This is a genomic window from Actinomycetospora sp. ABD4_176, from assembly GCF_056311855.1.
Map to the genome: position 1 here is coordinate 2,383,147 of NZ_CM149974.1, position 23,736 is coordinate 2,406,882.

Here is a 23,736-nt window from a genome sequence, read left to right on the forward strand (position 1 = left end):
GCCCACCGCGCTCAACGGCCGCCCGTGACGTCGAGCAGGCTCCCGGTGCAGTAGGAGGCCTCGTCGGAGAGCAGCCAGGCGACGGCGGCGGCCACCTCGTCGGCCGTGCCCGCGCGGCCCACCGGCACCGTCGGGCCGATCCGCGACACCCGGTCGGGCTGCCCGCCGGAGGCGTGGATGTCGGTGTCGATGATCCCGGGCCGCACGACGTTGACGCGTACGCCCTCGTCGGCGACCTCCTTCGCCAGCCCGAGACCGAGCGCGTCGACGGCGGCCTTCGACGCCGCGTAGTCGACGTACTCGCCCGGCGACCCCAGCCGCGAGGCCACCGATCCGACCAGCACGATCGGCCCGCCCGGGCCACCGTGCGCCGTCGACAGACGCCGCACCGCCTCGCGGCAGGTGACGACGGCGCCGACGACGTTGACCGCGAGCATGTCCGCGACGCGCGCGGCCGACACGGCGTCGACGCGCGACTTCGGCACCACCACGCCGGCGTTGGCGACGACCCCGCCGAGCGGGCCCATCGCGTCCGCCGCGGCGAAGGCGGCCTCGACCTCGGCCTCCACCGCCACGTCCGCGCGGACCGCACGGGCCTCGACGCCCCGGTCGCGGGCGCGGGCGGCGACCTCCTCGGCGGCGCCGGCGTCGCTGCGGTAGGTCAGGCAGACGTCCCAGCCGGCGGCCGCGGCGCGGGCGACGACGGCGGCGCCGATGCCGCGGCTGCCGCCGGTGACGAGCAGGACGGGCATCAGACGAGGAACCGCAGCGACGAGTCCCGCCCCGCGGCGCGGGCGGCGCGGTGGTCGGCGAGGTTCGTGTGGTCGGCCAGGCTCCGGCCGGCGCGACCCTGCCCCATGCCGGCCAGCACCGCGGCCTCGGCGCGTTCGACCTCCTCGGCGCCGGCCAGCGCCGCACGCAGCTGGTCGGGCGTGGCGACGGCGAGCCCGTCGTCGTCGCCCAGGACCACGTCGCCGGGACGCACGGGCACCCCGCCGAGCGCGACCGGTCCCTCGTCGACGCCCCGCGGGTCGCGCGCGCTGCCCGACGCCGGCGTCGTGCCGCGGGCGAACACCGGCAGCCCGATCCGGCGCAGGCCCGCGACGTCCCGGCAGTACCCGTCGACGACCATGCCGGCCAGGCCGCGGCGGCGCGCCTCGGACGCGATCAGCTCGCCCGCCACCGCCCGCGCCCCGCGGGGGTTGACCACCACGAGTACCGAGCCCACCGGGGCCTCGCCCGCGGCAGCCAGCACCGGGAGGTGGTCGTCGGGGGCGACGACGGTGACCGCGGGCCCGGCCATGCGGACGTCGGGCACCATCGCCCGGATCGCGGGGTCGGGCAGGGCGAACGTCTTGTCGGCGTCGCACAGCGACGACGTCGCGAGCGAGCGCACCCGGCCGAGCTCGTCGGGGGTCAGGGGATCCACGGTCGGCATCATGCTCGACGCGGCCCGGTGGGGGCGACGATCCTCTCCCCGGTGACCGCCCCCGTGATCCTCGAGGTCGCCGTCAACGGCGCGACGCCGCGCTCGGTGAACCCGCACGTGCCGCTGACCCCCGCCGAGGTCGCCGACGAGATGCTCGCCTGCGTGGCCCGCGGGGCGAGCATCGCGCACGACCACCACGAGGCCATGTTCGTGCCCGACGGCGTGCACCCTGTCGAGCCCTACGTCGAGGCGTGGACGCCGGTGCTCGCCGAGCACCCGGGCCTGCTGCTCTACGCGACCATGGCCGCCGGGGCCCGCGGCATCCCGATCGAGACCCGCTGGGCGCACCACGAGGAGCTCGCCCGCCGCGGGCTCGGCGGGCTCTCGCTGGTCGACCCCGGGTCGGTGAACCTGGGCCTGACCAGCGACGGCGCGATCGCCGCGGCCGCCGCCCCGGGCCCGTACCAGAACAGCCTGGCCGACACCGAGCACATGTTCGCCCGCTGCGCGGCGCACGGCACCGGCCCGTCGATCTCGGTCTTCGACCCGAGCTTCCTGCGGGTGGCGCTGACCCTGCACCGCCACGGCCGCGTGCCGCCCGGGGCGATCGTCAAGCTGTACTTCGGCGGCGAGCTGGAGTTCGGGCTGCCGCCGACGACCACCGCGCTCGAGGCCTACCTCGAGATGCTCGAGCCCAGCGGGCTGCCGTGGTCGGTGGCGGTGCTGGGCGGCGACGTCGTCGCGTGCGGGCTGGCCGAGGCCGCGGTGGCGCGCGGCGGGCACGTGCGGGTGGGGCTCGAGGACTACGCCGGGCCCGCGACCCCGACCAACACCGAGCTCGTCGAGGGCGCCGTGACGCTGCTGCGCGACCTCGGGCACCGCCCGGCGACGATCGCGGAGACGCGGGGGATCCTGGGGCTGTGAGCCTGGTCGACCGTCTGCGCGCGGCGGGCTGCGTGTTCGCCGAGGAGGAGGCGGGGCTGCTGGCGGGCGCGCCGGAGGACCTCGTCGCGCGGCGCGTGGCCGGCGAGCCGCTGGAGCAGGTGCTGGGCTGGGCGGAGTTCGCGAGGCGGCGGGTCGCGGTGGCGCCCGGGGTGTTCGTGCCGCGACACCGCAGCGAATTCCTCGTCGAGCGGGCGCTCGTGGTGGTCGGGCCGGGCGCCACGGTCGTCGACGTCTGCTGCGGCACCGGCGCCCTCGGGGCCGCGCTGCTCGCCGCACGCCCGGACCTCGTGCTGCACGCTGCCGACGTCGACCCGGCCGCGGTGGCCTGCGCACGCACGAACCTCCCCGACGCGGCGGGGGTGCACGTCGGCGACCTGCTCGCGGCGCTTCCCGGCGAGCTCGCCGGGCACGTCGACGCCGTCGTCGCGAGCACCCCGTACGTGCCGAGCGACGCGGTCGCCGCGATGCCCCCGGAGGCGCGCGAGCACGAGCCGCGGGTGGCCCTGGACGGCGGCGGGGACGGGGTCGACGTCGTGCGCCGGCTCGCGGGGCAGGCGCCGGCCTGGCTGCGCGCGGGCGGGCGCCTGCTCGTCGAGTGCGCCGAGCACCAGGGGGACGCGGCGCGGGCGGCGCTGGCCGGGGCGGGGTTCGTCGACGTCGCCGTGGCGCACGACGACGAGCGCGACGCGACCGTGGCCTCCGGCACCCTCCCCCGGTGTCAGCGGAGTGGCTCCGCTGACGTCCAGTGTCCGTAACTTCACTCCGATCATGGTCGTGCAGGTGCTCGTGATCGGAGTGGAAATACGGACGTCCAGTGTCCGCGGAGTCACTCCGCTGACACTCACTCCCCGGGCCGGGCCTCCTCGGTCTCCTCGGCCTTCTCCGCCGCGCGCTTGCGCCGCTTGCCCTCGTGCATGGCCTGGACGCGGGCGACGGGGATGGTGCGGCCCTCGGCGACGAGGTCCTCGGGCAGCTCCTGGGGCGCCGGGTGGGCGGTGGGGTCGGCCCAGGGGTCGGGGCGGTCGGGCGCGGTCCGCACGGTGATCTCCGAGGGCACCACGGTGTCGAGCTCGTCCCACGACACCGGGAACGACACGGGCAGTCCGGGGCGCACGCGGGGGCTGTGGACCGCGACGACGGTGGAGCCGCCGGCGCGCGTGGGGTCGACGAACACCTTCCCGCCGCGGTCGGCGCGGATGAACGCCGTGGTGGCGACGTCCGGGTCGAGGCGCTCGGTGCGCGCGGCGAGCGCGCGGGTGGCGCCGGCGACGTCCTCGTGGGTCGGGCCGGGCGCGAGCGGGACGAGGATGTGCACGCCCTTCGCCCCCGTGGTCTTCACGAGGCCGGCGAGGCCCGCGTCGTCGAGCGCGCGGCGCACCAGATGCGCGGCGGCCACGACGGCGTCGAAGCCCGCGCCCTCGGGCGGGTCGAGGTCGAGCACGAGGTGCTCGGGCGTGGCCATCGACGCGGCGCGGACGAGGGTCGGGTGGTACTCGACGGCGCGCTGGTTGGCGAACCACAGCAGGGTGCGCCGGTCGTCACAGAGCGCGTAGGCGACTTCGCGGTGCGACGACTCGGCCCAGAACGACACCGTGCGCACCCACTCCGGCGCGTACTTCGGGACGTTCTTCTGCATGAACGGCTTCTGCCCGCGCAGCGTGCGCACCACCGACAGCGGGCGCCCGGCCAGCGCGGGCAGCAGCCGCGGCGCCACGGCGTCGAGGTAGTCCACGAGCTCGCGCTTGGTCACCCCGGCGCCGGCGAACAGCTCCTGGTCCAGGTTCGTCAGGGCGACGCCGTCCCGTTCCTCACCCTCGTCCCGCCCGCCGGATCCGGTTCGCGGCACCGCGTCACCTTCCTGCGCCCGGGCAGCCCCGGCAAGCCACCCCGGGGTCCCGGCACGGTGATCGACGGATGGGAGAGTTCCCGCCCGGCAGCCACGCTGGGCCACGGAGAGCAGCGGGACACCACCCGGACAGACCACTCGTCCGTGATCCCCGGCGTGCCGTTGAGAGGGAAGCGCCGCGGGCAGCGGCGCGGACCGGTCGGGAGGAGCACGGTGGGTCGGCACACCTGGATGGACGGGGCGCGTGACGGCGCCCGGCGCGCGCGGCGTCGGGTCGGTCACCGGGCCGCCGCGATCGGCCTCGGGCTGGTCGCGATCGCGGGCCTGGGTGGTGTCGGCGCGGTGGCCGTGGCGGCCCCGGCGACGCCCGCGGCGGCCTCGCCGTGCGAGGCGGCGGTGAAGGCCTGCGCCCGCCTGTCGACCAACGAGGCGTGGCTGACCGACGGCGCCGGCACCGTGCTGCGCGGCCCGGTGCGGATGAACCACGGGGCCCCCGGCAAGGAGACCCCGACGGGCATGTTCGCCGTGCAGCGCAAGGAGGAGGTCCACCTCTCCAAGGAGTACGACGGCGCGCGCATGCCCTGGTCGGTGTTCTTCGACGACAACGGCCGCGCCTTCCACGGCGGCGACCCGTCGCGCCAGTCGGCGGGCTGCGTCCGCATGGCCGACCCCGACGCCCAGGCCTTCTTCAACGGCCTCGAGGTCTACGACAAGGTCCAGATCCTCCCGTAGGCCCCTCCGTGAGCGTTTCTCACGGCTCGGGCCGTGAAGAGCGCTCACATCCGCTTGAGTCGCAGCGACCGCAGGCGGTTGAGGGCGGCGGCGACCTCGTGGCGGCGGGGGCGGGCGATGTCCTCGCTGCGTCCGTCGAGCAGGGCGTCCAGCCCGCGCCGGTCGAGCTCGGCGTCGAGCAGCTCCAGCCCCTCGGCCAGGGTGATCGTGCCGTCGAGGACGCCGTCGCCCAGCAGCGCCAGCGCCCGCCCGATGCCCGCGACCTGCGACCGGTCGGTGATCTGCTCGACCGCGGTGAGGTCGATGTCGTCCTCGCCGAAGGTCAGCCGGTCGCGGCCCCGCGCGCTGATCTTCCGCTTGCCCCGGGCCGTGGGGTCGAGCGACGCGGGGTCGACGACCCGCGGCCGCACCGCCGGGAAGCCCGTGTGCTCGACCTCCCGCGACGGGCCGGCGGCGGCGATCTCGTGGGCGCGCGCGGTGACGTCCGAGGCGCGGTAGGCGTCCATCATGACCACGGTGTCGGCGACGCCGAGGTAGTCGCCCGACCCGCCCATCACCAGCACCGTCGACACCCCGTGCTCGGCGTGCAGCGGCCGCACCCGCTCCACGAACGGCACGAGCGGCTCGGTGGCGATCAGCTGCTGCATCCGGGCGTCGCGGATCATCATGTTCGTCGCCGACGTGTCCTCGTCGATGAGCAGCACGTCCGCGCCCGCCTCCACCGCCTCGACCGTCGACGCCGCCTGGCTCGTCGAGCCCGAGGCGTTGGTGGTGGAGAAGTCGGCGGTGGGCTCGCCGGAGGGCAGGTGCGCGACGAACGCGGACACGTCGTCGTGGACCACCGCACGCCCGTCCTCGGCGCGCAGCTTCACCGCGTCGGGCCGGGTGACGACCTGCTCGCGGCCGTCGCCGGGCACGTGGTCGTAGACGCCCGCCTCGATCGCGCGCAGCAGCGTCGACTTGCCGTGGTAGCCGCCGCCGACGATGAGCGTCACGCCCTCGGGCACCCCGAGCCCGCTGACCTCGCCGGCGTTCGGCGCGGTCAGCGTCACACGCAGCGTGTCCGGGCCGGCGAACGGGGTCGCGTCCTGCATCGGCCGGTCGTCGACGCCGCTGCGCCGCGGCAGCACGGCGCCGTCGGCCACGAACGCGACGAGCCCGCGGTCGGCGAGCGCGCCGCGCAGCGTCACGGCGTCCTCGACGGTCTCGACGAACCGCCGCGCCGCCGCGTGGTCGGCGCCGTGCACCGCGTCGCGCACGGCGGCCGGCAATGTCTCGCCGAGCAGCGTGGCGGCCTCGCGCCCGAGGATGCGCCGCTTCGGGCCGGGGAACGGGACCCCGACCTCGAGCACCACGACGCCGTCGTCACGGACGGTGCCGGCGCTGCGGTCGAGCACCTCGGGCCCGCCGGCGTCGACGTGCACCGGGGTGCCGCGCAGCGCCCGACGCAGCCCGCGCAGCAGGAACGCCGCGAGCGCGCGGCGGCGGTCCGGGGTGGCGTACAGGTCGGCGGGCAGCCCGGCGTCGGTGACGGTGAGGCGCACCCGGCTCGGCGGCGCGAACGGATCGGCCTGGACGCGGAGCACCTCGAGCTGCACGCCGGCCACCCGCCAGGTGCCGCTCAGCGACTTGTAGCGCCCGTAGCTCGCTCCGTCGAGGGAGCGCAGGGACGCGGCGAGGTCGTCGCGGGGAGCCATGGACGGCATGGTGCCCACGAGCCGGGCACCTCACGCCCACCTTCCGGTGGACCGATCAGCATCTCCGACGTGGGGCGCGGCCCCGAGGCGTCGACCGGGGACTCCGCAGCTTTCCCCGGGACACCCCCGGGCGCAGCACGATCGAGCTCCACGCGATAGTGGAAGGGCTCACAACGACGTGTCCGCGACCCGGGAGGGGGCGCCGTGAACTGCCGTGCGAAGTCCTGTTCGCCGCATTCGTCCCGGTTCGGACGCCCCGCGGCCGCCCCCGTCGGGGCCGCATGAGCGCGATCCGGCCCCTCGCGCGGGAGGACCTCCCCGCCGTCGCCGCCCTCTACGAACGCCTCGCCCGTTCCGGCGCGGACACCCCGCCGGCCCCGCTCGCCGGCTACGTCGCCCGCACGACGCTCGACGCGGTGTGGGCCGACCCGGAGATCCCGTCGCTGGTCGCCGAGGCCGGCGACGGGCGCCTCGTCGGCTTTCTCGGCTCCTACCCGCGCCGCCTGCGCCTCGACGGCCGCGCGCTGCGGGCGGCCTGCTCGGGGCACCTCGTCGCGGACCCGTCGACGCCCGGCGTCGGCGCCCTGCTCACCCGCGCGTACCTCCGCGGCCCGCAGGACCTGACGATCACCGACGGCGCCACCGACCTCATGCGCCGGATGTGGCGCCAGCTGCGCGGCCGCGTGCGCACCGCGCCGTCGTTCGGCTGGTACCGCGTGCTGCGCCCGACGTCGACGGTGGCGGCGCTGCTCGGTGACCGCGGGCGTCCGCTGCCGGGCGCGCTGCGCACGGCCGGCACCGGGGTCGACGCGCTCGCCCGCCGGGTCCCGCGCGTCGGCGCGCGACCGGCGCCGGCGCCGGACCCCGAGGTCACCGCCGAGCCGCTGACCGTCGACGCGCTGGTCGAGCAGATGGCCGAGGCTCCGCGGCACTGGCGCCTGCACCCCGACTACGACGCGGGCCACCTGACCGCCCTGTTCGCCGAGCTCGACGCGGTGGCGCCGGCGCGCGGCGAGGTGGTCCGCCGGCTCGTGCGGGGGCGCGGCGGGCGGGTGCTCGGCTGGTACGTGGCGTTCGCGCCGCGCGGCGGGATCGTGCAGGTCCAGCAGCTGGCGAGCACCGGCCCCGACCCGGGCCCGGTGCTCGACCACCTGGTCGCCGACGCCGACGCCCGCGGCGCGGCGGCCGTGGCGGGCCGGCTCGAGCCCTCGCTCGCCGACGCCGTCCGCGCGCGGCGCTGCCTCGTCCGACCGGCCGCCTGGGCCCTGGTCGACTCCGACGATCCCGGCGTGCTCGCGGCGCTCGACGCCGACGACACGCTGCTGACCCGGCTCGACGGCGAGTGGTGGATGGGCCACCACGTGCTCTGGCGTGAGGGGGAGCCCGCATGACCGGTCTCACGGTCTACTCGACGTGCCCGCAGTCCAAGGACGTGCCGGCCGCCGACTACCTCGACGCGGTCGCGGCGACCGCGCGGTGGAGCGAGGAGGCGGGCTGCGCGGGCATGCTCGTCTACACCGACAACGGGATCGCCGACCCGTGGCTGGTGGCCCAGACGGCGATCGCCGCGACCGAGCGCCTCGCCCCGCTCGTCGCCGTGCAGCCGGTGTACATGCACCCTCACACCGCGGCCTCCATGGTCTCGTCGCTCGCGTACCTGCACGGGCGCGCGGTGCACCTGAACATGCTGGCGGGGGGCTTCCGCAACGACCTGCTCGCGCTCGGCGACACCACCGAGCACGACGACCGCTACGCCCGCACCGTCGAGTACACCCAGATCCTCACCGCCCTGCTGCGCGGGGAGACGGTGACGCGCCACGGTCGTTGGCACACCGTGGAGAACCTCAAGCTGGCCCCGGCGCTGCCGCCCGAGCTGATGCCCGAGGTGCTGATCTCGGGCTCGTCGCCGGCCGGGCGCGCCGCGGCGGCGGAGATCGGCGCGACGCCGATCCGCTACCCGGAACCGCTGGGGACCGCGCCCGACGACACCGTCTCGGGGGGCGGCGTCCGCATGGGGATCATCGCCCGCGACGACGCCGACGAGGCCTGGCGCGTCGCCCACGAGCGCTTCCCCGCCGACCGCGGGGGCCAGGTCGCGCACGCGATGGCGATGCGCGTCTCGGACTCGCACTGGCACCACCAGCTCACCGCCGCCGCGTCGGCCTCCCCCGCGCCGGCCGACCTCGACGCCGAGCCCGAGCCCTACTGGCTCGGCCCGTTCGAGAACTACCAGTCGTTCTGCCCCTATCTCGTCGGCTCGCACGACCGGGTCGCCGCCGAGGTCGCCCGCTACGTCGAGCGCGGCACGACGGTGTTCGTGCTGGACATCCCGCCCGCACCCGAGGACCTCGGGCACGCCGGCGAGGTGTTCGCCCGGGCCGGGGCGGCGGTGCGGGCGTGAGCCGGCACCTCCAGGACCTGCTCGCCACGTCGGCCGAGCGGTTCGCCGACCGGCCCGCGCTGGTCGGCACCGACGAGACGATGAGCTACGCCGAGCTCGACGGCGCGGTGAACCGGGTCGCGCACGTGCTGCTCGGCCACGGCCTCACCCCCGGCGCGCGGGTGGCGGTGCTCGCGGAGAAGGCGCCGTGGACCATCGCCGCGCTGATCGGCACGCTGCGCGCCGGCGGCGCCTACGTGCCCGTCGACCCCGCGGGGCCGGCGTCGCGGGTCGCGCGGATCGTCGGGGCGGCCGAGCCCGAGATCGTGCTCGTCGACGCGGCATCGCGCCCGCTGCTCGACGAGGTGCTCGCCGAGCTGCCGGGGCCGCCGCCGCTGGTCGGGGCCCTCGACGCGCAGGAGGGCGTCGCGTTCGGCCGCGAGGACCTGTTCCTGGCGCCGACCGCGAGCCCGGGCGTCGCCCCCGTCGACCTCGCGCACCTGCTGTTCACGTCGGGCTCCACGGGCGTGCCCAAGGGCGTGATGATCACCCACGACACCGTCCTCGCCTTCGTCGACTGGGCCCTGCGGCACTTCGGCACCCGCCCCGGCGACCGGGTCTCCGGGCACCCGCCGCTGCACTTCGACCTGTCCACGTTCGACATCTACGCGACGCTCGCCGCGGGCGCCGAGCTGCACCTCGTGCCGGCCGCGCTGGGCATCGACCCGCGCGGCACGGCGGCGTTCATCCGCGACCGGGCCCTGACCCAGTGGTTCTCGGTGCCCAGCGTGCTGACCTACCTCGCGCGCTTCGACGCCGTCGCCCAGGACGACTTCCCGGCGCTCGAGCGGCTGCTGTGGTGCGGCGAGGTGCTGCCGACCCCGGTGCTCGCGCACTGGATGCGGCGGCTGCCGCACGTGCGGTTCACCAACCTCTACGGCCCGACCGAGGCGACGATCGCGTCGTCGTGGTTCGACGTGCCGGAGGTGCCGCCCGACGAGACCGTGCCGGTGCCGATCGGGCGCGCCTGCGACGGCGAGGAGCTGCGCGTCCTCGACGAGGACATGGCCCCGGTGCCGGCCGGCGAGGTGGGCGAGCTCTGGATCGGCGGGGCCGGGCTCTCGCCGGGCTACTGGCGCGACCCGGAGAAGACGACCGCGGCGTTCGTCCCCGACGCCGACGGCGCGCGGCTCTACCGCACCGGCGACCTCGCACGGGTCGACGACACCGGCGTCGTGCACTTCCTCGGGCGCGTGGACTCGCAGGTCAAGAGCCGCGGCTACCGCATCGAGCTCGGCGAGATCGAGGCCGCGCTCGCGACCGTGCCCGGCATCCGCGAGTGCGCGGTGGTCGGCATCGACACCGGCGGCTTCGAGGGCACGACGATCTGCGGCGCCTACTCGGTGGCCGAGGGCCACGTGCTGCCCGCCACCGACGTCCGGCGCCGGCTCACCGAGCTGGTGCCGAAGTACATGGTGCCCGCGCGGTGGGCCGAGATGGAGGACCTGCCGCACAACGTCAACGGCAAGATCGACCGACCGGCGCTGCGGGAGCGCTTCGCGCCCGCCCCCGCGACGACGGCCGCGACAGGAGGACGATGAGCATGACCGAGGAGGCCACCGCCGGGGCCCTCACCGAGCGCCTGACCGACCTGGTCCGCGACCAGCTGGGCGTCGAGGTGCCCTCGCCCGGGACCGATCTGGTCGCCGAGGGCCTGCTCGACTCCCTGGCGCTGGTGACGCTGATCGTCGGGATGGAGGACACGTTCGGCGCGCGGCTGCCGCTCGACGACTTCGACATCGACCGCTTCCGCAGCGTCGACGCGATGGCCGACTACCTCACCGAGGTGGGGGTGACGGGGTGACGGGCGCGCGCCGCCGCTGCTCGTAGGCTGCCGCCGTGATCTTCGGCCTGACCCTCGCGGTCCTCGTGCTCGCGCTGGCGTGGGCGCTGTGGTGCGGGGTGTCGGCGGCCCTCGGCCAGGCGCCGACGCGCAACCACCGCCTCGGGCTGGTGGTGCTCGAGTCCGTCGCGCTGGTGCAGGCGGTGGTCCTGGTCGTCGCGCTCGCCGTCACGGGCGGGCGGACCGCCGGCGCGGTCGTCGAGATCGTCGGGTACCTGATCGCGTCGCTGATCGTGCTGCCGATCGGGGCGGCGCTCGCGCAGTCGGAACGGACCCGGTACGGCTCGGTGGTGCTCGCGGTCGCGGGCGTCACGCTCGCGGTGCTGTCGCTGCGCACCGGGCAGGTGTGGACGGTGACGGGTGGCTGAGCATCGCCTGTCGGCGGGGCCCGGGCGGGTGCTGCTGGTCGTGTACGTGGTGTTCGCGATCTCGGCGGGCGCCCGGGCGGTCTACCAGATCGCCGTGCAGTTCGAGCGCGCGCCCGAGGCCTACGTGCTCTCGGCGTTCGCGGCGGCGGTCTACCTCGTCGCGGCGGTGGCGCTGGGCCGGGGCGCGCGGCGGGTGGCGCTGGTCGCCGTGGTCGTCGAGCTGGTCGGCGTGCTCGGGATCGGGACGCTGTCGCTGCTGCGTCCCGAGGACTTCCCCGACCCGACGGTCTGGTCGGACTTCGGCATCGGCTACGGCTTCGTCCCCGTCGTCCTGCCGATCCTGGGCCTGCTCTGGATCCGGCGCGCGTCCCCTACGTGAGTACTTTCCTGCCCTATAGGGCGGGAAAGTGCTCACGAAGGAAGGTCTGCAGCGCGCCGGTGACCAGCTCGGGGTGCTCGAGGTTCGGGTAGTGCGCCGCACCCGGGACCTCGACGATGCGACCGCCGGCGGTCTGCGCGACCTCGCGGGCCATGCGCCGGTGGTCGGGGCTGTCGAGCAGCCCGACGACGGCGAGGACGGGCAGGCGCAGCGTCGGGACCCGGGCCGCGGCGTCGGGCACCGGTGTCGGCAGGACCGGCGCGCCGTCGGGGACGTGGTGGTCGAGCGTGTCGTCGGTCATCCGCCGGACGTGGGCGAGCACGCCCGGCGCGACCTCGGCGAGCGGGCGCCCGACACCGAAGCCCAGCTCGAGGAAGATCGCCGTCCAGAGCGCCCGGTCGCGGGCCTGCCCGGCGGCGGCCCACCGGGCGAGCAGGTCGAGGGTCGCGGGGTCGCGGAACTCCGCCCCGCTCGCACCCGCGCCGCTGACCACGAGCGCCGTCACCAGCTCCGGCGCCTCGAGGGCGAGGTCGACCGCCACGCTCGCACCGAGCGAGACGCCCGCGACCGCCGCAGGGCCGACGTCGAGGTGGCGCAGCAGCGCGGCGACGTCGTCGACGTGGCGGAAGGGCGCCGTGGGGGTCGGCGAGGCGCCGTGGCCGCGCAGGTCGGGGGCGATGACCCGGTGGGTGCGGGCGAGCGCGGCGATCTGGGGCTCCCAGAGGCGGTGGTCCAGCGCGCCGCCGTGCAGGAGGACGAGGGGCGGGCCGTTGCCGTGGTCGACGTGGGACAACACGACACCCAGGGTGTCATTCCTTCCCTATATGACAACATGGATGTCATGCACGAGCCCGGTGCCCGCCTCGCCGCGGTCTTCGACGTCCTCGGGCCGCTCTATCGCCGCGGGGTGCGGGCGGTCGAGCAGGAGGGCGGCATGCCGGTCGGGGTGCGCGCGGTGCTCGACGCCCTCGCCGCGTACGAGCCGGCGACGGTGCCGGCGCTGGGGCGCACGCTCGCGCTCTCCCGGCAGTTCGTGCAGCGCTCGGTCGACGACGCCGCCGGACGCGGGTGGGTCCGCACGCGCGAGAACCCGGCGCACCGCCGCTCGGTGCTGGTGGAGCTCACGCCCGCCGGAGACCGGGTGCTGACCGACGTCCGCGACGGCGAGCGCCAGGAGCTGGCCGCCCTGGAGGGCGACCTCGACCCTGACGACCTGGACGCCTGCCTGCGCGTCCTCCGGACCCTGAGCACGCGCCTGCTGGACCACCCCTCGTGAGCGATCTCCGCAGCCATCGCTCAGAAGATCACGCACGGAGGTCAGCCCAGGTCAGCCCAGGTCAGCCCAGGCCCGTGCCCGCCACGCCGCGACGCCAGTAGCCGTCGAGGTCCACGGCGGCGGTGGGCAGCAGGGCGCGCAGGCGGCGGCGCACCGGGCGCAGCGCCCCCGCCTCGGCGCCCATCCACGCGAACCCCTCCCCCGCCGGCGGCGTGAACGCCGCGACGGCGTCGTCGAGCAGCGTCGTCGTGCCCGGCGCCGCGCCGTCGCGGTGGCGCCAGTCGACGGTCACGTGCGCCGGCACCTCGCCGAGGTAGGCCTCCTCCGCGGCGTCGGCGACCTCCACCACCACGTGCACCGGCACCGCCGGCAGCCGCGACACCCACCGCGCCAGCGCCGGCAGCGCGGTCTCGTCGCCGCCGAGCAGGTACCAGTCCCGGGCCTCCACCGACGCGCTCGACCGCGGCCCGTGCAGCCACAGCGCGCCGCGCGGGTCCTCGACCCACGCCCCGGCCAGCCCGGCGCCGTGGCGCACGAGGTCGATCTCGACGACGCCGGCCTCCGGGTCGTGGGCGCGCAGCGTGTACTCGCGGTAGGACCGCGGTCCGCCCGCGGGCGGCACGACGAGGCCGCGCGCGCCGAGCGTCGGCGCGGGCGGCTCCTCGTCCGGCGCGGCCGGGAAGAAGACCTTGGCGTGGTCGGTCGGCCCGGTCACCGGCAGGTCGTGTACGTCGCCGGCGAGGCGCACGCGGCGCATCCGCGGGGTCAGGTCGACGACGTCGACGACCTCGACCCGCCGCGGGCGCACGACGTCGGCCGGGTGCTCGACGTGCGAGACGATCGGGGCGTCGCGGACCACCATGACCGTCACGCTAGCCGCCGGCCGACGGCTCAGGACCGCGGCGGGCGGACGCGATAGCGCAGGTGCACCGCCCCCTTCGCGAACCGGCGCTCGTCGACCAGCTCGAGGCGCAGCCGCAGCCTCGGCGGCAGGAAGGGCCTCCCGCCGCCGACGACGACCGGGACGACGATCGGCCCGATCTCGTCGACGAGCCCGGCCTGCAGGGCCGCGGCGGCCAGCCCGGGGCCGTCGACGGTGAGGTCGCCGTCACCGTCCTTGAGCTCCTGCACGGCGGCAGGGTCGAACTCGCGCACGAGGCGGGTGCGCTCGCTGGACACGGACTCGAGCGTCCGCGAGTAGACGATCTTGTCTGCCGCCTGCCATGTCTTGGCGAACTCGACGATGAACGGCGGCGCGTCGGGGAGCTCGTGCGCGGTCTCCCAGAACACCATCGTCTCGTACATGCGGCGCCCGTAGAGGAAGGTCCGGACGGGCCGCGTGAGCTCCTCGGCGTAGCGGTGCAGCTCCTCGTCCTCGGGCATGTCCCACCCGAAGCCGCCCGCGTCGTCCTCCACGTAGCCGTCGAGCGTCGTCATCATCGAGTACACCAGCTGGCCCACGGGACGCCCCTTCACCGGTTGCAAACCACAACTGGTCCGTCAGCGTAGCGGTCGTGCTAGGACTCGGGAATGGTCTCCGAGCTCGTCGCGGCCGTCGGCGCCGCGCACGTCCTGGCCGGCGACGACCCGTCCGTCGCGGACCTCTGCGCCGACGAGGCACTGGGCGTGCCCGCGGGCAAGCCGGCGTGGGTCGTGTGGCCCGCCGACCGCGACGAGGTGGCCGCGGTCGTGCGCGCCGCGCGGGCGGCCGGGATGTCGGTGACGGCGCGCGGTGCGGGCACCGGCCTGTCCGGCGCGGCCACCCCCGACGACGGCGCGGTGCTCGTGTCGTTCGCGCGGATGGACCGGATCGTCGAGGTCGACCCCGTCGAGGCCGTCGCCGTCGTCCAGCCCGGTGTCCCCCTCACCGCCCTCGACGCCGCCGCGCGCGAGCACGGCCTGACCTACCCCGTGCACCCTGGCGAGCAGTCGGCGTCGGTGGGCGGCACGGTCGCGACCAACGCCGGCGGCATGCGCGCGGTGCGCTACGGCGTGACCCGCTCGCACGTCCTCGGGCTGGAGGCGGTGCTCGCCGACGGGTCGGTAGTGCGCACCGGCGGGCGGCTGGCCAAGATCTCGTCGGGCTACGACCTCACCCAGCTGCTCGTGGGGTCGGAGGGCACGCTCGCGCTGGTCACCGAGGTGACCGTCCGCCTGCACCCCCACCTGCCCGCGCGGCGCACGGTGCTCGCGCCCTTCCCGTCCGCTGACGCCGTCACCGCCGCCGTCGGGCGGGTCCTCGCCACCGGCCTCGCGCCGACGATCTGCGAGTACCTCGACGGCCCGACGATGCGCGCGGTCTGCACCGCCGCCGACCTCACCCTCGGCCTGCCCGAGAACCTCGTCGACGCCGACCACCTGCTCGTCGAGCTCGCCGGGCGTCGCCCGGAGCGGGTCGACGAGGACGCCGAGGAGCTCGCGGGCCTGCTCGCCGAGCTGGGCGCCGCGGACGTCTTCGACCTGCCCGCGGGCTCGGCGCGCCGGCTCGTCGAGGCCCGGGAGGGCGCGTTCTGGGCGGTGAAGGCGGCGGGCGCGGACGAGATCGTCGACCTCGTCGTGCCCCGGTCGGCCATGGCCACGTTCCTCGCGCGGGCCCGGGCGGCCGGCGACGCGCACGGCGCGCGGGTGCTGGGCTGCGGGCACGCCGGCGACGGCAACGTGCACCTCGCCGTGTTCCAGCCCGACCCCGAGCGGCTCGGGGCGACGCTGCACGACGTCTTCGCCGCCGGGATCGCCCTGGGCGGCGCGGTGTCGGGCGAGCACGGCGTCGGGCGCGCGAAGGCCCACGCGCTCGAGACCTTCGGCGACCCCGCGGCGCTCGACGTGCTCCGGCGCGTCCGGGCGGCGCTCGACCCGCACGGCGTGCTCAACCCCGGCTGTGCGGTGCGGTGACCGGAGGCCTCTAGGGTGCGGGACGTGGCGGAGCTCGTCATCGCCCGCAACCCCGACGCCGACTCGTCGCTGCGCTACCTGCTGTGGCTCCCGGTCGGCGAGGGCCTGCTGTTCCGCACCTCGGACACGTGGCCGCGCACCAAGGCCCTGTACTGCCACCCCGCGGACCTCGACGAGTGGCCGGCCGGGAACGACCTCGACGTCGTGGAGCGCGTCCCGCTGCGCTCGTGTGCGCGCCGCGGCGCCGCCGTCGACGTGGTCCTCGACCGCGGCCGGGAGAACCGGTCGCAGATCGTCTACACCCGAGGTCGCGGGCGGGACATGGTGTTCTGGCAGTCGCCGCGGACGCGCAAGCAGGCACGTCCGCAGGTCCGGACGCCGACGGCGCGGGCACCCGGGACCGACGAGCTCGAGATCCTCGTCGACGCCCACGAGCGCTACCCCTACCGGTTCGCGTCGCAGCAGACGCGGACGGTGCGGCGCGCCCTGCCCGCCGGGGACTACGGCGTCGTCCTCGGCGACACGCTGGTCGCCTCGGTGGAGCGCAAGTCGCTGTCCGACCTCGTCTCGAGCATCGCGAGCAGCCGGCTGCGGTTCGCGCTCGGCGAGCTCGCGGCGCTCCCCCGCGCGGCGGTGGTCGTGGAGGACCGCTGGTCGCAGGTCTTCGCGCAGCGCCACGTCCGACCCGCCGCGCTACCGCGCGGCGCACGGCTGAGGGTTGCCCCTGCACGACGCGGCCGCCGACACTCGTGAGGATGCGCAACGATCCCGAGGTCCTCGTCGTCGGGGCCGGCTTCGCCGGGCTCTACGCCATCCACCGCCTGCGCGGACTCGGGTTCGCGGTGCACGGGCTCGAGGCGGCCGACGGGGTCGGCGGCACGTGGTACTGGAACCGCTACCCGGGCGCCCGCTGCGATTCCGAGAGCTACTACTACTGCTACTCGTTCTCGCGCGAGCTCGAGCAGGAGTGGGACTGGACCGAGCGCTACCCCGGTCAGGCCGAGATCCTCTCCTACCTCGAGCACGTGGCCGACCGCTTCGACCTGCGCCGCGACATCTCCTTCGCCACGCGCGTCCGCGGCGCCCACCGCGACGAGGCCGCGGACCGCTGGGTGGTCGAGACCGACCGCGGCACGTGGACCTGCCGCTGGCTCGTCACCGCCGTCGGCTGCCTGTCGTCGGCGAACGTCCCCGACATCCCCGGGCTGGAGACCTTTGCCGGCGAGTGGCACCACACCGGGCAGTGGCCGCACGACGGCGTCGACGTCACGGGCCGGCGGGTCGGGGTCGTCGGCACCGGGTCCACTGGCATCCAGGCCATCCCGGTGCTCGCCGCGGCGGCCGGGCACCTGACGGTCTTCCAGCGCACGGCCAACTACAGCATCCCGGCCCGCAACGCCCCGCTCTCGACGGCGGAGGCGGCGGGCTACAAGGACGACTACGCGGCGATCCGCGAGATCCAGCAGGCCTCCACCAACGGCCACCCCTTCGTCGTCAGCGACGTCGACGTGCTCGCGCTGCCCGACGACGAGCGCCGCGCCCTGTTCGAGGAGGCGTGGGAGCGCGGCGGGCTGCGGTTCCGCGCGGCGGTGCGCGACGTGCTCACCGACCCGGCGGTCAACGAGACGGCGTCGGAGTTCATCCGGTCGAAGATCCGCGAGACGGTCGACGACGCGACCACCGCCGAGGCCCTCAGCCCGCGCGACCACCCGTTCGCCACCAAGCGCCCGCCGATCGACACCGACTACTTCGCGACCTACAACCAGGAGAACGTGTCGCTGGTCGACGTGCGCGCCGACCCGATCGCCGAGATCACGCCCGACGGGGTGCGGCTGGCCTCGGGCGCGGAGCACCCGCTCGACGTGCTGGTGTTCGCGACGGGGTTCGACGCCCTGTCCGGCCCGCTGCTGCGCCTCGGCATCCGAGGCACGGGCGGCGTGGCGCTCGCCGACGCCTGGGCCGAGGGCGCGGCGACCTACCTGGGGCTGGGCGTCGCGGGCTTCCCGAACCTGCTGACGATCACCGGGCCCGGCAGCCCCTCGGTGCTGACCAACATGCCGACCTCGATCGAGCAGCACGCCGACTGGATCGCCGACCTGCTCGTGCACCTGCGCGCGCACGACCTCGACGCCGAGCCCACCCCGGAGGCCCAGGCCCGCTGGGCCGAGCACGTCCGCGAGGCCGCCGACGCGACGCTGCTGCCGCAGGCCGCGAGCTCGTGGTACCTGGGCGCCAACGTGCCGGGCAAGCCGCGCGTGTTCCTGCCCTACGCGGGCGGGTTCGCCCGTTACCGCGCGATGTGCGACGCCGAGGCGCAGGCCGGCTACCCGGGCTTCGCGCTGCGCGCGAGGCCCGGGCACGCGAGCGCTTGAGCGCGCTCGGCGTGTCGCGCCGGCGAGGATGTGGCGATCCTGGCGTCAGATGCGAGCGATGCCGCATCGCTGACAACCCTCAAGCGGTCTGGAGGGCCGGGCGGTCGGGGTGGTCGGCGCGGACGACGAGGTCGGCGACGGCGACCGGGTCGACCTCGTCGTCGTACCGCGCGTAGGCGGGCAGGGTCCAGGCCTCGTCGGCGGGGGTGCGGCGCTGCAGCACCGTCGCCGACAGGGCCAGGTGCACGGTGAGGTCGGCGGGCAGGCCCCGCCCGAGCAGCAGCGGGCCGTCGACCACCACCACGCCCGTGGCCGGGAGCGCCACCCGCTGCGCGCGCGCCGCCCGCTCGACCTCCACGTCCCACAGCCGCGGCAGCACCTCGCCGCTCCCGCCGGGGCCGAGCGGCCCCAGCACCTCGCGGACGAGGCCGCCCGCGTCGAGCCAGTCGTCGTAGAAGGCGTCCGGGTCGGTGCGCCCGCGCTCGAGGCGCACCGACGCCGGCCGCAGGAAGTCCCACGCCGACACCCGCACCACCGGCCGGGAGCGCACCCGCAGCGGGTCGACCAGGGCGTCCGCCAGCACCTCAGGGCGCGCCGGCGGCGCACCGTCGACGAGTACCCGCACGTGCCCCGGCCCGGCGCGCTCGATGGCGGCGACGAGCTCGTCGGCGAGGGCCTCGGGGGTCAGCGGGCGGATGGGCATCCCCTCCAGAATGCCCACCGTCAGGTCCGCGCGGCGCCCCGGCTCGGGTCTTGGTCCGCCTCGTCCTCGGAGGCGAAGTCGGCCTCGTCGAGCGCGGGATCGCGGGGGTGCATCGTCAGCAGCGCCGCCAGCGACACCACCGCACAGATGATGATGTAGATCGAGATCCAGGTGCTCGACCCCGTCCCCGCCAGGATCGCCGTGGCGATCAGGGGCGCGGGACCGCCGGCGGTGATCGACGCGAGCTGGTAGCCCAGCCCGGCCCCGGTGTAGCGGATGCCGGTGCCGAAGCTCTCGGAGATCAGCGCCGCCTGCGGCCCGTACATCATGTCGTGGAACACCAGGCCGAGGACCATCCCGAGCAGCACGAGCCCACCGACCCGCGTGTCGAGCAGCGCGAAGTACGGGAACGCGTAGAGCCCGGTGAGCACCACCCCCGCGCCGTAGACCAGGCGCCGGCCGATCCGGTCGGAGAGCCAGCCGAAGAACGGCACGCTCACGATCCCGATGCACGCGGCGACGATGAGGAAGAGCAGCAGGTCACCACGCGGCAGATCGAGCTGCTGCGTGCCGTACACCAGCACGAACGAGGTGAACAGGTAGAACGGGGCCTGCTCGGCGGTGCGCACGAGCAGCGCCTTGAGCACGTCGCGCCACTGGGTGCGCAGCGTCTCGGCCAGCGGCAGCTTCGCAACCTTCCCCGAGGACTTGACCTGCGCGAACGCCGGCGACTCGAGGACGGTGAGCCGGATCCAGAGCCCGACGCCGATGAGCACGACGCTGGCGATGAAGGGCACCCGCCAGCCCCACTCGAGGAACTCCGGGCCGGAGAAGAAGTAGACGACGGCCGTGCCGGTCGCCAGCCCGATCGGCACCCCGGCCTGGGGCCACGCGGCCATCAGACCGCGCTGGCGACGGTGGCCCCACTCCATGGCCATGAGCACCGCGCCGCCCCACTCGCCGCCGACGCCGATGCCCTGCAGGACCCGCAGCAGCGTCAGCAGGATCGGCGCGGCGAGTCCGATGGTCTCGTAGGTGGGCAGGCACCCGATGAGCACCGTCGCCCCACCCATGATCAGCAGGGTCGCCACCAGGCTCTGCTTGCGCCCGATGCGGTCGCCGTAGTGCCCGAAGATCGCCGCGCCGATGGGCCGCGCCGCGAACCCCACGAACTGGGTCGAGAACGCCAGCAGGACGCCGCCGACCTCGTCGTTGGCGAAGAACAGCGGCCCGAACACCAGCGCGGCCGCGGTGTTGTAGAGGAAGAAGTCGTACCACTCGATGGTGGTGCCGACCGTGCTCGCGACCACCGCCTTGCGCTTGAGCGTCCGGCGATCGACTCCGGCGGGAACGGTGCTCATGCTCGCCTATGTTCGCGATCACACCCACAGGAAGCAATACTTCACGCGAACCACACCTACTGACCCGTTCAGATCACGGAGAAGCGATCGGTCAGCTGCTCTCCGTCATCGCGCGAGACGAGGCAGCTGACCTGCCGGCCGCCCGACACCGACCCGGTGGACTGCGGGTCCGCGAACGCGGCACGGCCCGGCACGACGGCCGTCATGCGCAGGTCGTCGCGGTCGACACCGCCGGCCGCGGGCACGAGCAGGTCGGAGTCGACGTAGAGCGCGCAGAACTCCCGGCCGAACGCCGCCATCGCGGCCTCCCCGGGGTAGGACACCGGGCGGCCCTCGCCGATCGGCGCGACCGTCGCGACGACCTCGACGTCGTGGGGGTTGCCGCACGGCTCGTCGGCGGCCGGCCCGAACCCGTCACCGGGGGCGACCTGCCCGCGCGCGCACTGGCCCTCGAACAACGTGAACGCCGCGAGGTCGCCGTCCGGCCCGAACGTCAGCACGTCCGGCGCGGCGGCGAACGGGCGCCAGCCGGCCATCAGGGCCCCGGCCAGCAGCACCACGAGGACGGCCGCCACGGCCCCGGCGGCCACCACCACGCGGCGCGGCACGGCCGGGCGCGCCGTCCCCCCGGCGCTCAGTTCTCCTGCTCCACGCGCAGCGCCTGCTCCTCCACGGTGCCCGGCTCGTTGTCGATGGCCGCGACCTCGCCGACCCCGTCGTCGCGCGGCAGGCCCGTCGGCTCCACGCCGTCCACCGCGGACGAGACGCCGAGCTCGACCTCGTACCGCTCCTCGGCGAGCACCTCGCCCGCGGTGGCGCCGTCGGCGCCGTCGGCGTCGAGCACCGCACCGCCGCCGACACCGTCGACCGCGTTCGCCGGGTCGTCGACGGACTCGTCGAGCTCGTCGATCGGCGTCGCCGCCAGCGGCCGGTCCGGCGGCTCCTCGGCCGTCGGCTCCGGCTCCTCCTGCGGCAGGCGGTAGTCGATGCTCGGGGAGGTGCTCTCCCACTCCTGGGTGCCGCCCAGGCGCACGTCGCGGCTGTACCCCTCGGGGGCGTCCATGCCGTCCTCGAGGGGGTCCGCGCCCATGCGGTCCTCGTCCATGACGACCGCCGGCTCGGTGTCCAGCGCCGACATGTCGTTGTCCAGGACGGCCTCGCCCCGTTCGACGGACTCCTCGCTCACGCGACCTCGCTCCTCGGGTGTGAAGACGGCGGACATCCTCCGCCGTCTCCAGGCCCTTCCCGCGCGGGGGTCCGGTCATGCGCCGCCGGGGGCGGGGCGCGACGAGCGGGGCGTCCTCAGCCGCGGATGCGCGTCTCGCCGTCGCCCCACTCCTTGGCGCGCAGCTCGAACTTCTGGATCTTGCCGGTCGAGGTCTTGGGCAGCTCGCCGACGACCTCGACGTCCCGCGGCGCCTTGTACCGGGCGATGACGCCCTTGACGTGCTCGATGACGTCGTCGGGCTCCGCGGACCGGCCCTCCCGCAGGACGACGAAGGCCTTGGGGCGCTCGCCGAACCGGTCGTCGGGGACCCCGACGACGGCCGCCTCGAGCACCGCGGGATGCGAGAGGACCGCCTGCTCGACCTCGACGGTGGAGATGTTCTCTCCGCCGGAGATGACGACGTCCTTGGCGCGGTCGCGCAGCTCGACGTAGCCGTCGGGGTGCATGACGCCGAGGTCGCCGGAGTGGTACCAGCCGCCGGCGAACGCCTTGGCGGTCGCGTCGGGATCCCGGTAGTAGCCCGACATGACGTTGTTGCCGCGCATGACGATCTCGCCCATGGTCGTCCCGTCGGCCGGGACGTCGACGAGCTCGACCGACGCCCAGTCGGTGACGTCCTCGTCACCGTCCCCCGTCGCTCCGCTCGCCTCGTCCAGCAGCTCGACCACCCGCAGCGGCTCGGTCGGCAGCATCCCGACGCCCTGGCGCGCCTGGAGCCTCGCGCGCGCGTCCGGTTCCAGGTCGCGCCACTGTTCCTGCCACTGGCACACCGAGTACGGCCCGTAGGTCTCGGTGAGCCCGTAGACGTGGACGATCCGGAAGCCCATCCTCTCCATCTCGAGGATGGTGGTCGGGCTCGGCGGGGCGCCGGCGGTGGTGACGACCAGCGCGTAGTCCAGCGTCCGCGCCTCCGCCGCGTTCATGATCGTGGTGACGACGGTCGGGGCGCCGTTGAGGTGGGTGACCCGGTGCTCGCCGATGAGGCGCCAGATGGCGTCGCCGCGGACCTCGCGCAGGCAGACGTGCGTGCCGCCGATCGCCGTGATGGCCCAGGGGGTGCACCAGCCGTTGCAGTGGAACATCGGCAGCGTCCACAGGTAGACGCTCGACGGGTCGTGGTAGCTGTGCACGATCTCGCCGAACGAGTTCAGGTAGGCGCCGCGGTGGTGGTACTGCACGCCCTTGGGGCGCCCGGTGGTGCCGCTGGTGTAGTTGATGCTGATCGTCGAGCGCTCGTCGGTGACCTCCCAGGGCAGGTCCCCGCCCTCGTCGCCGCGGGCGAGCAGGGCCTCCCAGGTGGTGCCCTCGACGGAGGTGCCCGCGTCGGGGCCCTGCGGGTCGACGAGCGTGACGACCTCGCGCACCGTCTCCAGCGAGTCCGCGACCGGCTCCACGGTGCGGCGCAGCGCCGAGTCCACCACCAGCACGGTCGCGCCCGAGTGGTCGAGGATGTAGCGCACCTCCTCGCTCGACAGCCGCGTGTTCACCGCGACGAGCACCGCGCCCGCGAGCGGCACCCCGAAGTGGGCGACGAGCATCGCCGGCACGTTCGGCAGCAGGCACGCCACGCGGTCGCCGGGCCCGACGCCGCTCGCCCGCAGCCCGCGGGCCAGGCGCTGGGCCTGCTCGGCGAACTGCGCGTAGGTCGTGCGCTCGGAGCCGTGGACGATCGCGACCTTGTCCGGGTAGACGTCGGCGGAGCGGCGCAGGAAGGCCAGCGGCGTGAGCGGGGTGATCCAGGTCTCGGGCGCGGTCACGCCCGGGATCATCGTCCTTCGTCGTGCGACGGGCCAGACCCTGCCGCGTGACCGCGCCGGGCGTACCCCGGGCGCTCGTCGGACCCCGGCGCGGTGGGCAGGCCCGCCGCGGACCAGGCGCGGAAGCCGCCGGCGACGTCGGTGGCGCGGTGCAGCCCGAGGTCCTGCAGGGCCGCCGCGGCCAGCGAGGACGTGTAGCCCTCGGAGCACAGCACGATCCACTGCTGGTCGTGGTCTCCTGCCTCGGCGACCCGCGCGTCGGAGGTCGGGTCGAGGCGCCACTCCAGGTGGTTGCGCTCGATGACGAGCGCGCCGGGCACGGTGCCCTCGTCGAGGCGCTGCCAGCCGGGACGGATGTCGACCAGCCGCGCGCCGTCGGCGACGGCCACGGCGGCCTCGTCGGGTTCGAGGCGGTGCAGGCGGGCCCGGGCGGCGGCGAGGAGGTCGTCGACGGTGCTCATGCGGCGC

The 23,736-nt window shown here is 75.5% G+C and carries 26 protein-coding genes; 13 read left to right on the forward strand and 13 right to left on the reverse strand.

What is annotated here, in order from left to right; translation table 11 throughout:
* Positions 1-11 precede the first annotated feature (11 nt).
* Together ACYX4T_RS11545 and ACYX4T_RS11550 are read right to left on the reverse strand one after the other, a co-directional pair.
* Positions 12-755: an SDR family oxidoreductase gene (locus ACYX4T_RS11545; protein WP_476015247.1), complete on the reverse strand. Its 744-nt coding sequence runs from the start codon at positions 753-755 to the stop codon at positions 12-14.
* Complete coding sequence (locus ACYX4T_RS11550) at positions 752-1,429, reverse strand: RraA family protein (RefSeq protein ID WP_476014654.1); 678 nt, start codon at positions 1,427-1,429, stop codon at positions 752-754. Before ACYX4T_RS11550 ends, ACYX4T_RS11545 begins: the two co-directional genes overlap by 4 nt.
* A 51-nt stretch (positions 1,430-1,480) precedes the next feature.
* Here ACYX4T_RS11550 and ACYX4T_RS11555 point away from each other — a divergent pair, with 51 nt between their 5' ends.
* Both ACYX4T_RS11555 and ACYX4T_RS11560 read left to right on the forward strand, forming a co-directional pair.
* Entirely contained in the window at positions 1,481-2,353 is an 873-nt protein-coding gene (locus ACYX4T_RS11555; protein ID WP_476014655.1) for a beta-keto acid cleavage family enzyme, read from the forward strand.
* The gene (locus ACYX4T_RS11560; protein ID WP_476014656.1) at positions 2,350-3,129 is read left to right on the forward strand and encodes a putative protein N(5)-glutamine methyltransferase; all 780 of its coding nucleotides are present in this window, start codon (positions 2,350-2,352) and stop codon (positions 3,127-3,129) included. The genes ACYX4T_RS11555 and ACYX4T_RS11560 overlap by 4 nt, the downstream gene beginning before the upstream one ends.
* Before the next feature lie 86 nt (positions 3,130-3,215).
* On the opposite strand, the gene ligD is transcribed toward ACYX4T_RS11560, so the two are convergent.
* Positions 3,216-4,220, reverse strand: coding sequence for a non-homologous end-joining DNA ligase (ligD, locus tag ACYX4T_RS11565; RefSeq protein WP_476014657.1), 1,005 nt, complete (start codon positions 4,218-4,220; stop codon positions 3,216-3,218).
* 213 nt (positions 4,221-4,433) lie between these two features.
* Here ligD and ACYX4T_RS11570 point away from each other — a divergent pair, with 213 nt between their 5' ends.
* The gene (locus tag ACYX4T_RS11570; protein ID WP_476014658.1) at positions 4,434-4,952 is read left to right on the forward strand and encodes a L,D-transpeptidase; all 519 of its coding nucleotides are present in this window, start codon (positions 4,434-4,436) and stop codon (positions 4,950-4,952) included.
* Positions 4,953-4,996: 44 nt separating this feature from the next.
* Here ACYX4T_RS11570 and ACYX4T_RS11575 read toward each other — a convergent pair whose 3' ends face one another.
* Positions 4,997-6,649, reverse strand: a complete 1,653-nt coding sequence (locus ACYX4T_RS11575; RefSeq protein ID WP_476014659.1) for an ABC-ATPase domain-containing protein — start codon at positions 6,647-6,649, stop codon at positions 4,997-4,999.
* Positions 6,650-6,930: 281 nt separating this feature from the next.
* Here ACYX4T_RS11575 and ACYX4T_RS11580 point away from each other — a divergent pair, with 281 nt between their 5' ends.
* The 6 genes from ACYX4T_RS11580 to ACYX4T_RS11605 are packed head-to-tail and all read left to right on the forward strand — an operon-like array spanning position 6,931 to position 11,679.
* Positions 6,931-8,040 (forward strand): N-acetyltransferase family protein, encoded by a 1,110-nt coding sequence (locus ACYX4T_RS11580; RefSeq protein WP_476014660.1) that lies wholly within the window; start codon positions 6,931-6,933, stop codon positions 8,038-8,040.
* Positions 8,037-9,050: an LLM class flavin-dependent oxidoreductase gene (locus ACYX4T_RS11585; protein WP_476014661.1), complete on the forward strand. Its 1,014-nt coding sequence runs from the start codon at positions 8,037-8,039 to the stop codon at positions 9,048-9,050. Before ACYX4T_RS11580 ends, ACYX4T_RS11585 begins: the two co-directional genes overlap by 4 nt.
* Positions 9,047-10,630, forward strand: coding sequence for an amino acid adenylation domain-containing protein (locus tag ACYX4T_RS11590; RefSeq protein ID WP_476014662.1), 1,584 nt, complete (start codon positions 9,047-9,049; stop codon positions 10,628-10,630). Before ACYX4T_RS11585 ends, ACYX4T_RS11590 begins: the two co-directional genes overlap by 4 nt.
* Positions 10,627-10,893, forward strand: coding sequence for an acyl carrier protein (locus ACYX4T_RS11595; protein WP_476014663.1), 267 nt, complete (start codon positions 10,627-10,629; stop codon positions 10,891-10,893). Before ACYX4T_RS11590 ends, ACYX4T_RS11595 begins: the two co-directional genes overlap by 4 nt.
* 35 nt (positions 10,894-10,928) lie before the next feature.
* Positions 10,929-11,300: a hypothetical protein gene (locus ACYX4T_RS11600; RefSeq protein ID WP_476014664.1), complete on the forward strand. Its 372-nt coding sequence runs from the start codon at positions 10,929-10,931 to the stop codon at positions 11,298-11,300.
* Positions 11,293-11,679, forward strand: a complete 387-nt coding sequence (locus tag ACYX4T_RS11605; RefSeq protein ID WP_476014665.1) for a hypothetical protein — start codon at positions 11,293-11,295, stop codon at positions 11,677-11,679. The genes ACYX4T_RS11600 and ACYX4T_RS11605 overlap by 8 nt, the downstream gene beginning before the upstream one ends.
* A gap of 13 nt (positions 11,680-11,692) precedes the next feature.
* On the opposite strand, the gene ACYX4T_RS11610 is transcribed toward ACYX4T_RS11605, so the two are convergent.
* Positions 11,693-12,475, reverse strand: a complete 783-nt coding sequence (locus ACYX4T_RS11610) for an alpha/beta fold hydrolase (RefSeq protein ID WP_476014666.1) — start codon at positions 12,473-12,475, stop codon at positions 11,693-11,695.
* A 45-nt stretch (positions 12,476-12,520) separates the two neighbouring features.
* Between ACYX4T_RS11610 and ACYX4T_RS11615 the strand changes: the two genes are divergently transcribed.
* Positions 12,521-12,955, forward strand: coding sequence for a MarR family winged helix-turn-helix transcriptional regulator (locus ACYX4T_RS11615; RefSeq protein WP_476014667.1), 435 nt, complete (start codon positions 12,521-12,523; stop codon positions 12,953-12,955).
* A gap of 61 nt (positions 12,956-13,016) precedes the next feature.
* Here the strand turns inward: ACYX4T_RS11615 and ACYX4T_RS11620 are convergent, their stop codons facing one another.
* Both ACYX4T_RS11620 and ACYX4T_RS11625 read right to left on the reverse strand, forming a co-directional pair.
* Positions 13,017-13,817, reverse strand: coding sequence for a siderophore-interacting protein (locus tag ACYX4T_RS11620; RefSeq protein ID WP_476014668.1), 801 nt, complete (start codon positions 13,815-13,817; stop codon positions 13,017-13,019).
* 29 nt (positions 13,818-13,846) lie between these two features.
* Entirely contained in the window at positions 13,847-14,416 is a 570-nt protein-coding gene (locus ACYX4T_RS11625; protein WP_476014669.1) for a dihydrofolate reductase family protein, read from the reverse strand.
* Between the two features lie 69 nt (positions 14,417-14,485).
* Between ACYX4T_RS11625 and ACYX4T_RS11630 the strand changes: the two genes are divergently transcribed.
* The 3 genes from ACYX4T_RS11630 to ACYX4T_RS11640 are packed head-to-tail and all read left to right on the forward strand — an operon-like array spanning position 14,486 to position 18,219.
* On the forward strand, positions 14,486-15,847 hold the full coding sequence (locus tag ACYX4T_RS11630; protein ID WP_476014670.1) for an FAD-binding oxidoreductase: 1,362 nt from the start codon (positions 14,486-14,488) through the stop codon (positions 15,845-15,847).
* A gap of 24 nt (positions 15,848-15,871) precedes the next feature.
* Entirely contained in the window at positions 15,872-16,600 is a 729-nt protein-coding gene (locus ACYX4T_RS11635) for an ERCC4 domain-containing protein (protein WP_476014671.1), read from the forward strand.
* 2 nt (positions 16,601-16,602) lie between these two features.
* On the forward strand, positions 16,603-18,219 hold the full coding sequence (locus tag ACYX4T_RS11640) for a flavin-containing monooxygenase (protein ID WP_476014672.1): 1,617 nt from the start codon (positions 16,603-16,605) through the stop codon (positions 18,217-18,219).
* Positions 18,220-18,298: 79 nt separating this feature from the next.
* On the opposite strand, the gene ACYX4T_RS11645 is transcribed toward ACYX4T_RS11640, so the two are convergent.
* From ACYX4T_RS11645 to ACYX4T_RS11670, 6 genes are all read right to left on the reverse strand, one after another.
* Positions 18,299-18,922 (reverse strand): nucleoside/nucleotide kinase family protein, encoded by a 624-nt coding sequence (locus tag ACYX4T_RS11645; protein ID WP_476014673.1) that lies wholly within the window; start codon positions 18,920-18,922, stop codon positions 18,299-18,301.
* A 20-nt stretch (positions 18,923-18,942) separates the two neighbouring features.
* Positions 18,943-20,283, reverse strand: coding sequence for an MFS transporter (locus ACYX4T_RS11650; protein ID WP_476014674.1), 1,341 nt, complete (start codon positions 20,281-20,283; stop codon positions 18,943-18,945).
* Positions 20,284-20,351: 68 nt separating this feature from the next.
* Complete coding sequence (locus ACYX4T_RS11655) at positions 20,352-20,891, reverse strand: hypothetical protein (protein WP_476014675.1); 540 nt, start codon at positions 20,889-20,891, stop codon at positions 20,352-20,354.
* A 26-nt stretch (positions 20,892-20,917) separates the two neighbouring features.
* The gene (locus tag ACYX4T_RS11660) at positions 20,918-21,469 is read right to left on the reverse strand and encodes a hypothetical protein (protein ID WP_476014676.1); all 552 of its coding nucleotides are present in this window, start codon (positions 21,467-21,469) and stop codon (positions 20,918-20,920) included.
* A 116-nt stretch (positions 21,470-21,585) separates the two neighbouring features.
* Positions 21,586-23,280, reverse strand: coding sequence for an acyl--CoA ligase family protein (locus ACYX4T_RS11665; protein WP_476014677.1), 1,695 nt, complete (start codon positions 23,278-23,280; stop codon positions 21,586-21,588).
* Positions 23,277-23,729, reverse strand: coding sequence for a rhodanese-like domain-containing protein (locus ACYX4T_RS11670; protein ID WP_476014678.1), 453 nt, complete (start codon positions 23,727-23,729; stop codon positions 23,277-23,279). The genes ACYX4T_RS11665 and ACYX4T_RS11670 overlap by 4 nt, the downstream gene beginning before the upstream one ends.
* Positions 23,730-23,736: the final 7 nt, after the last annotated feature.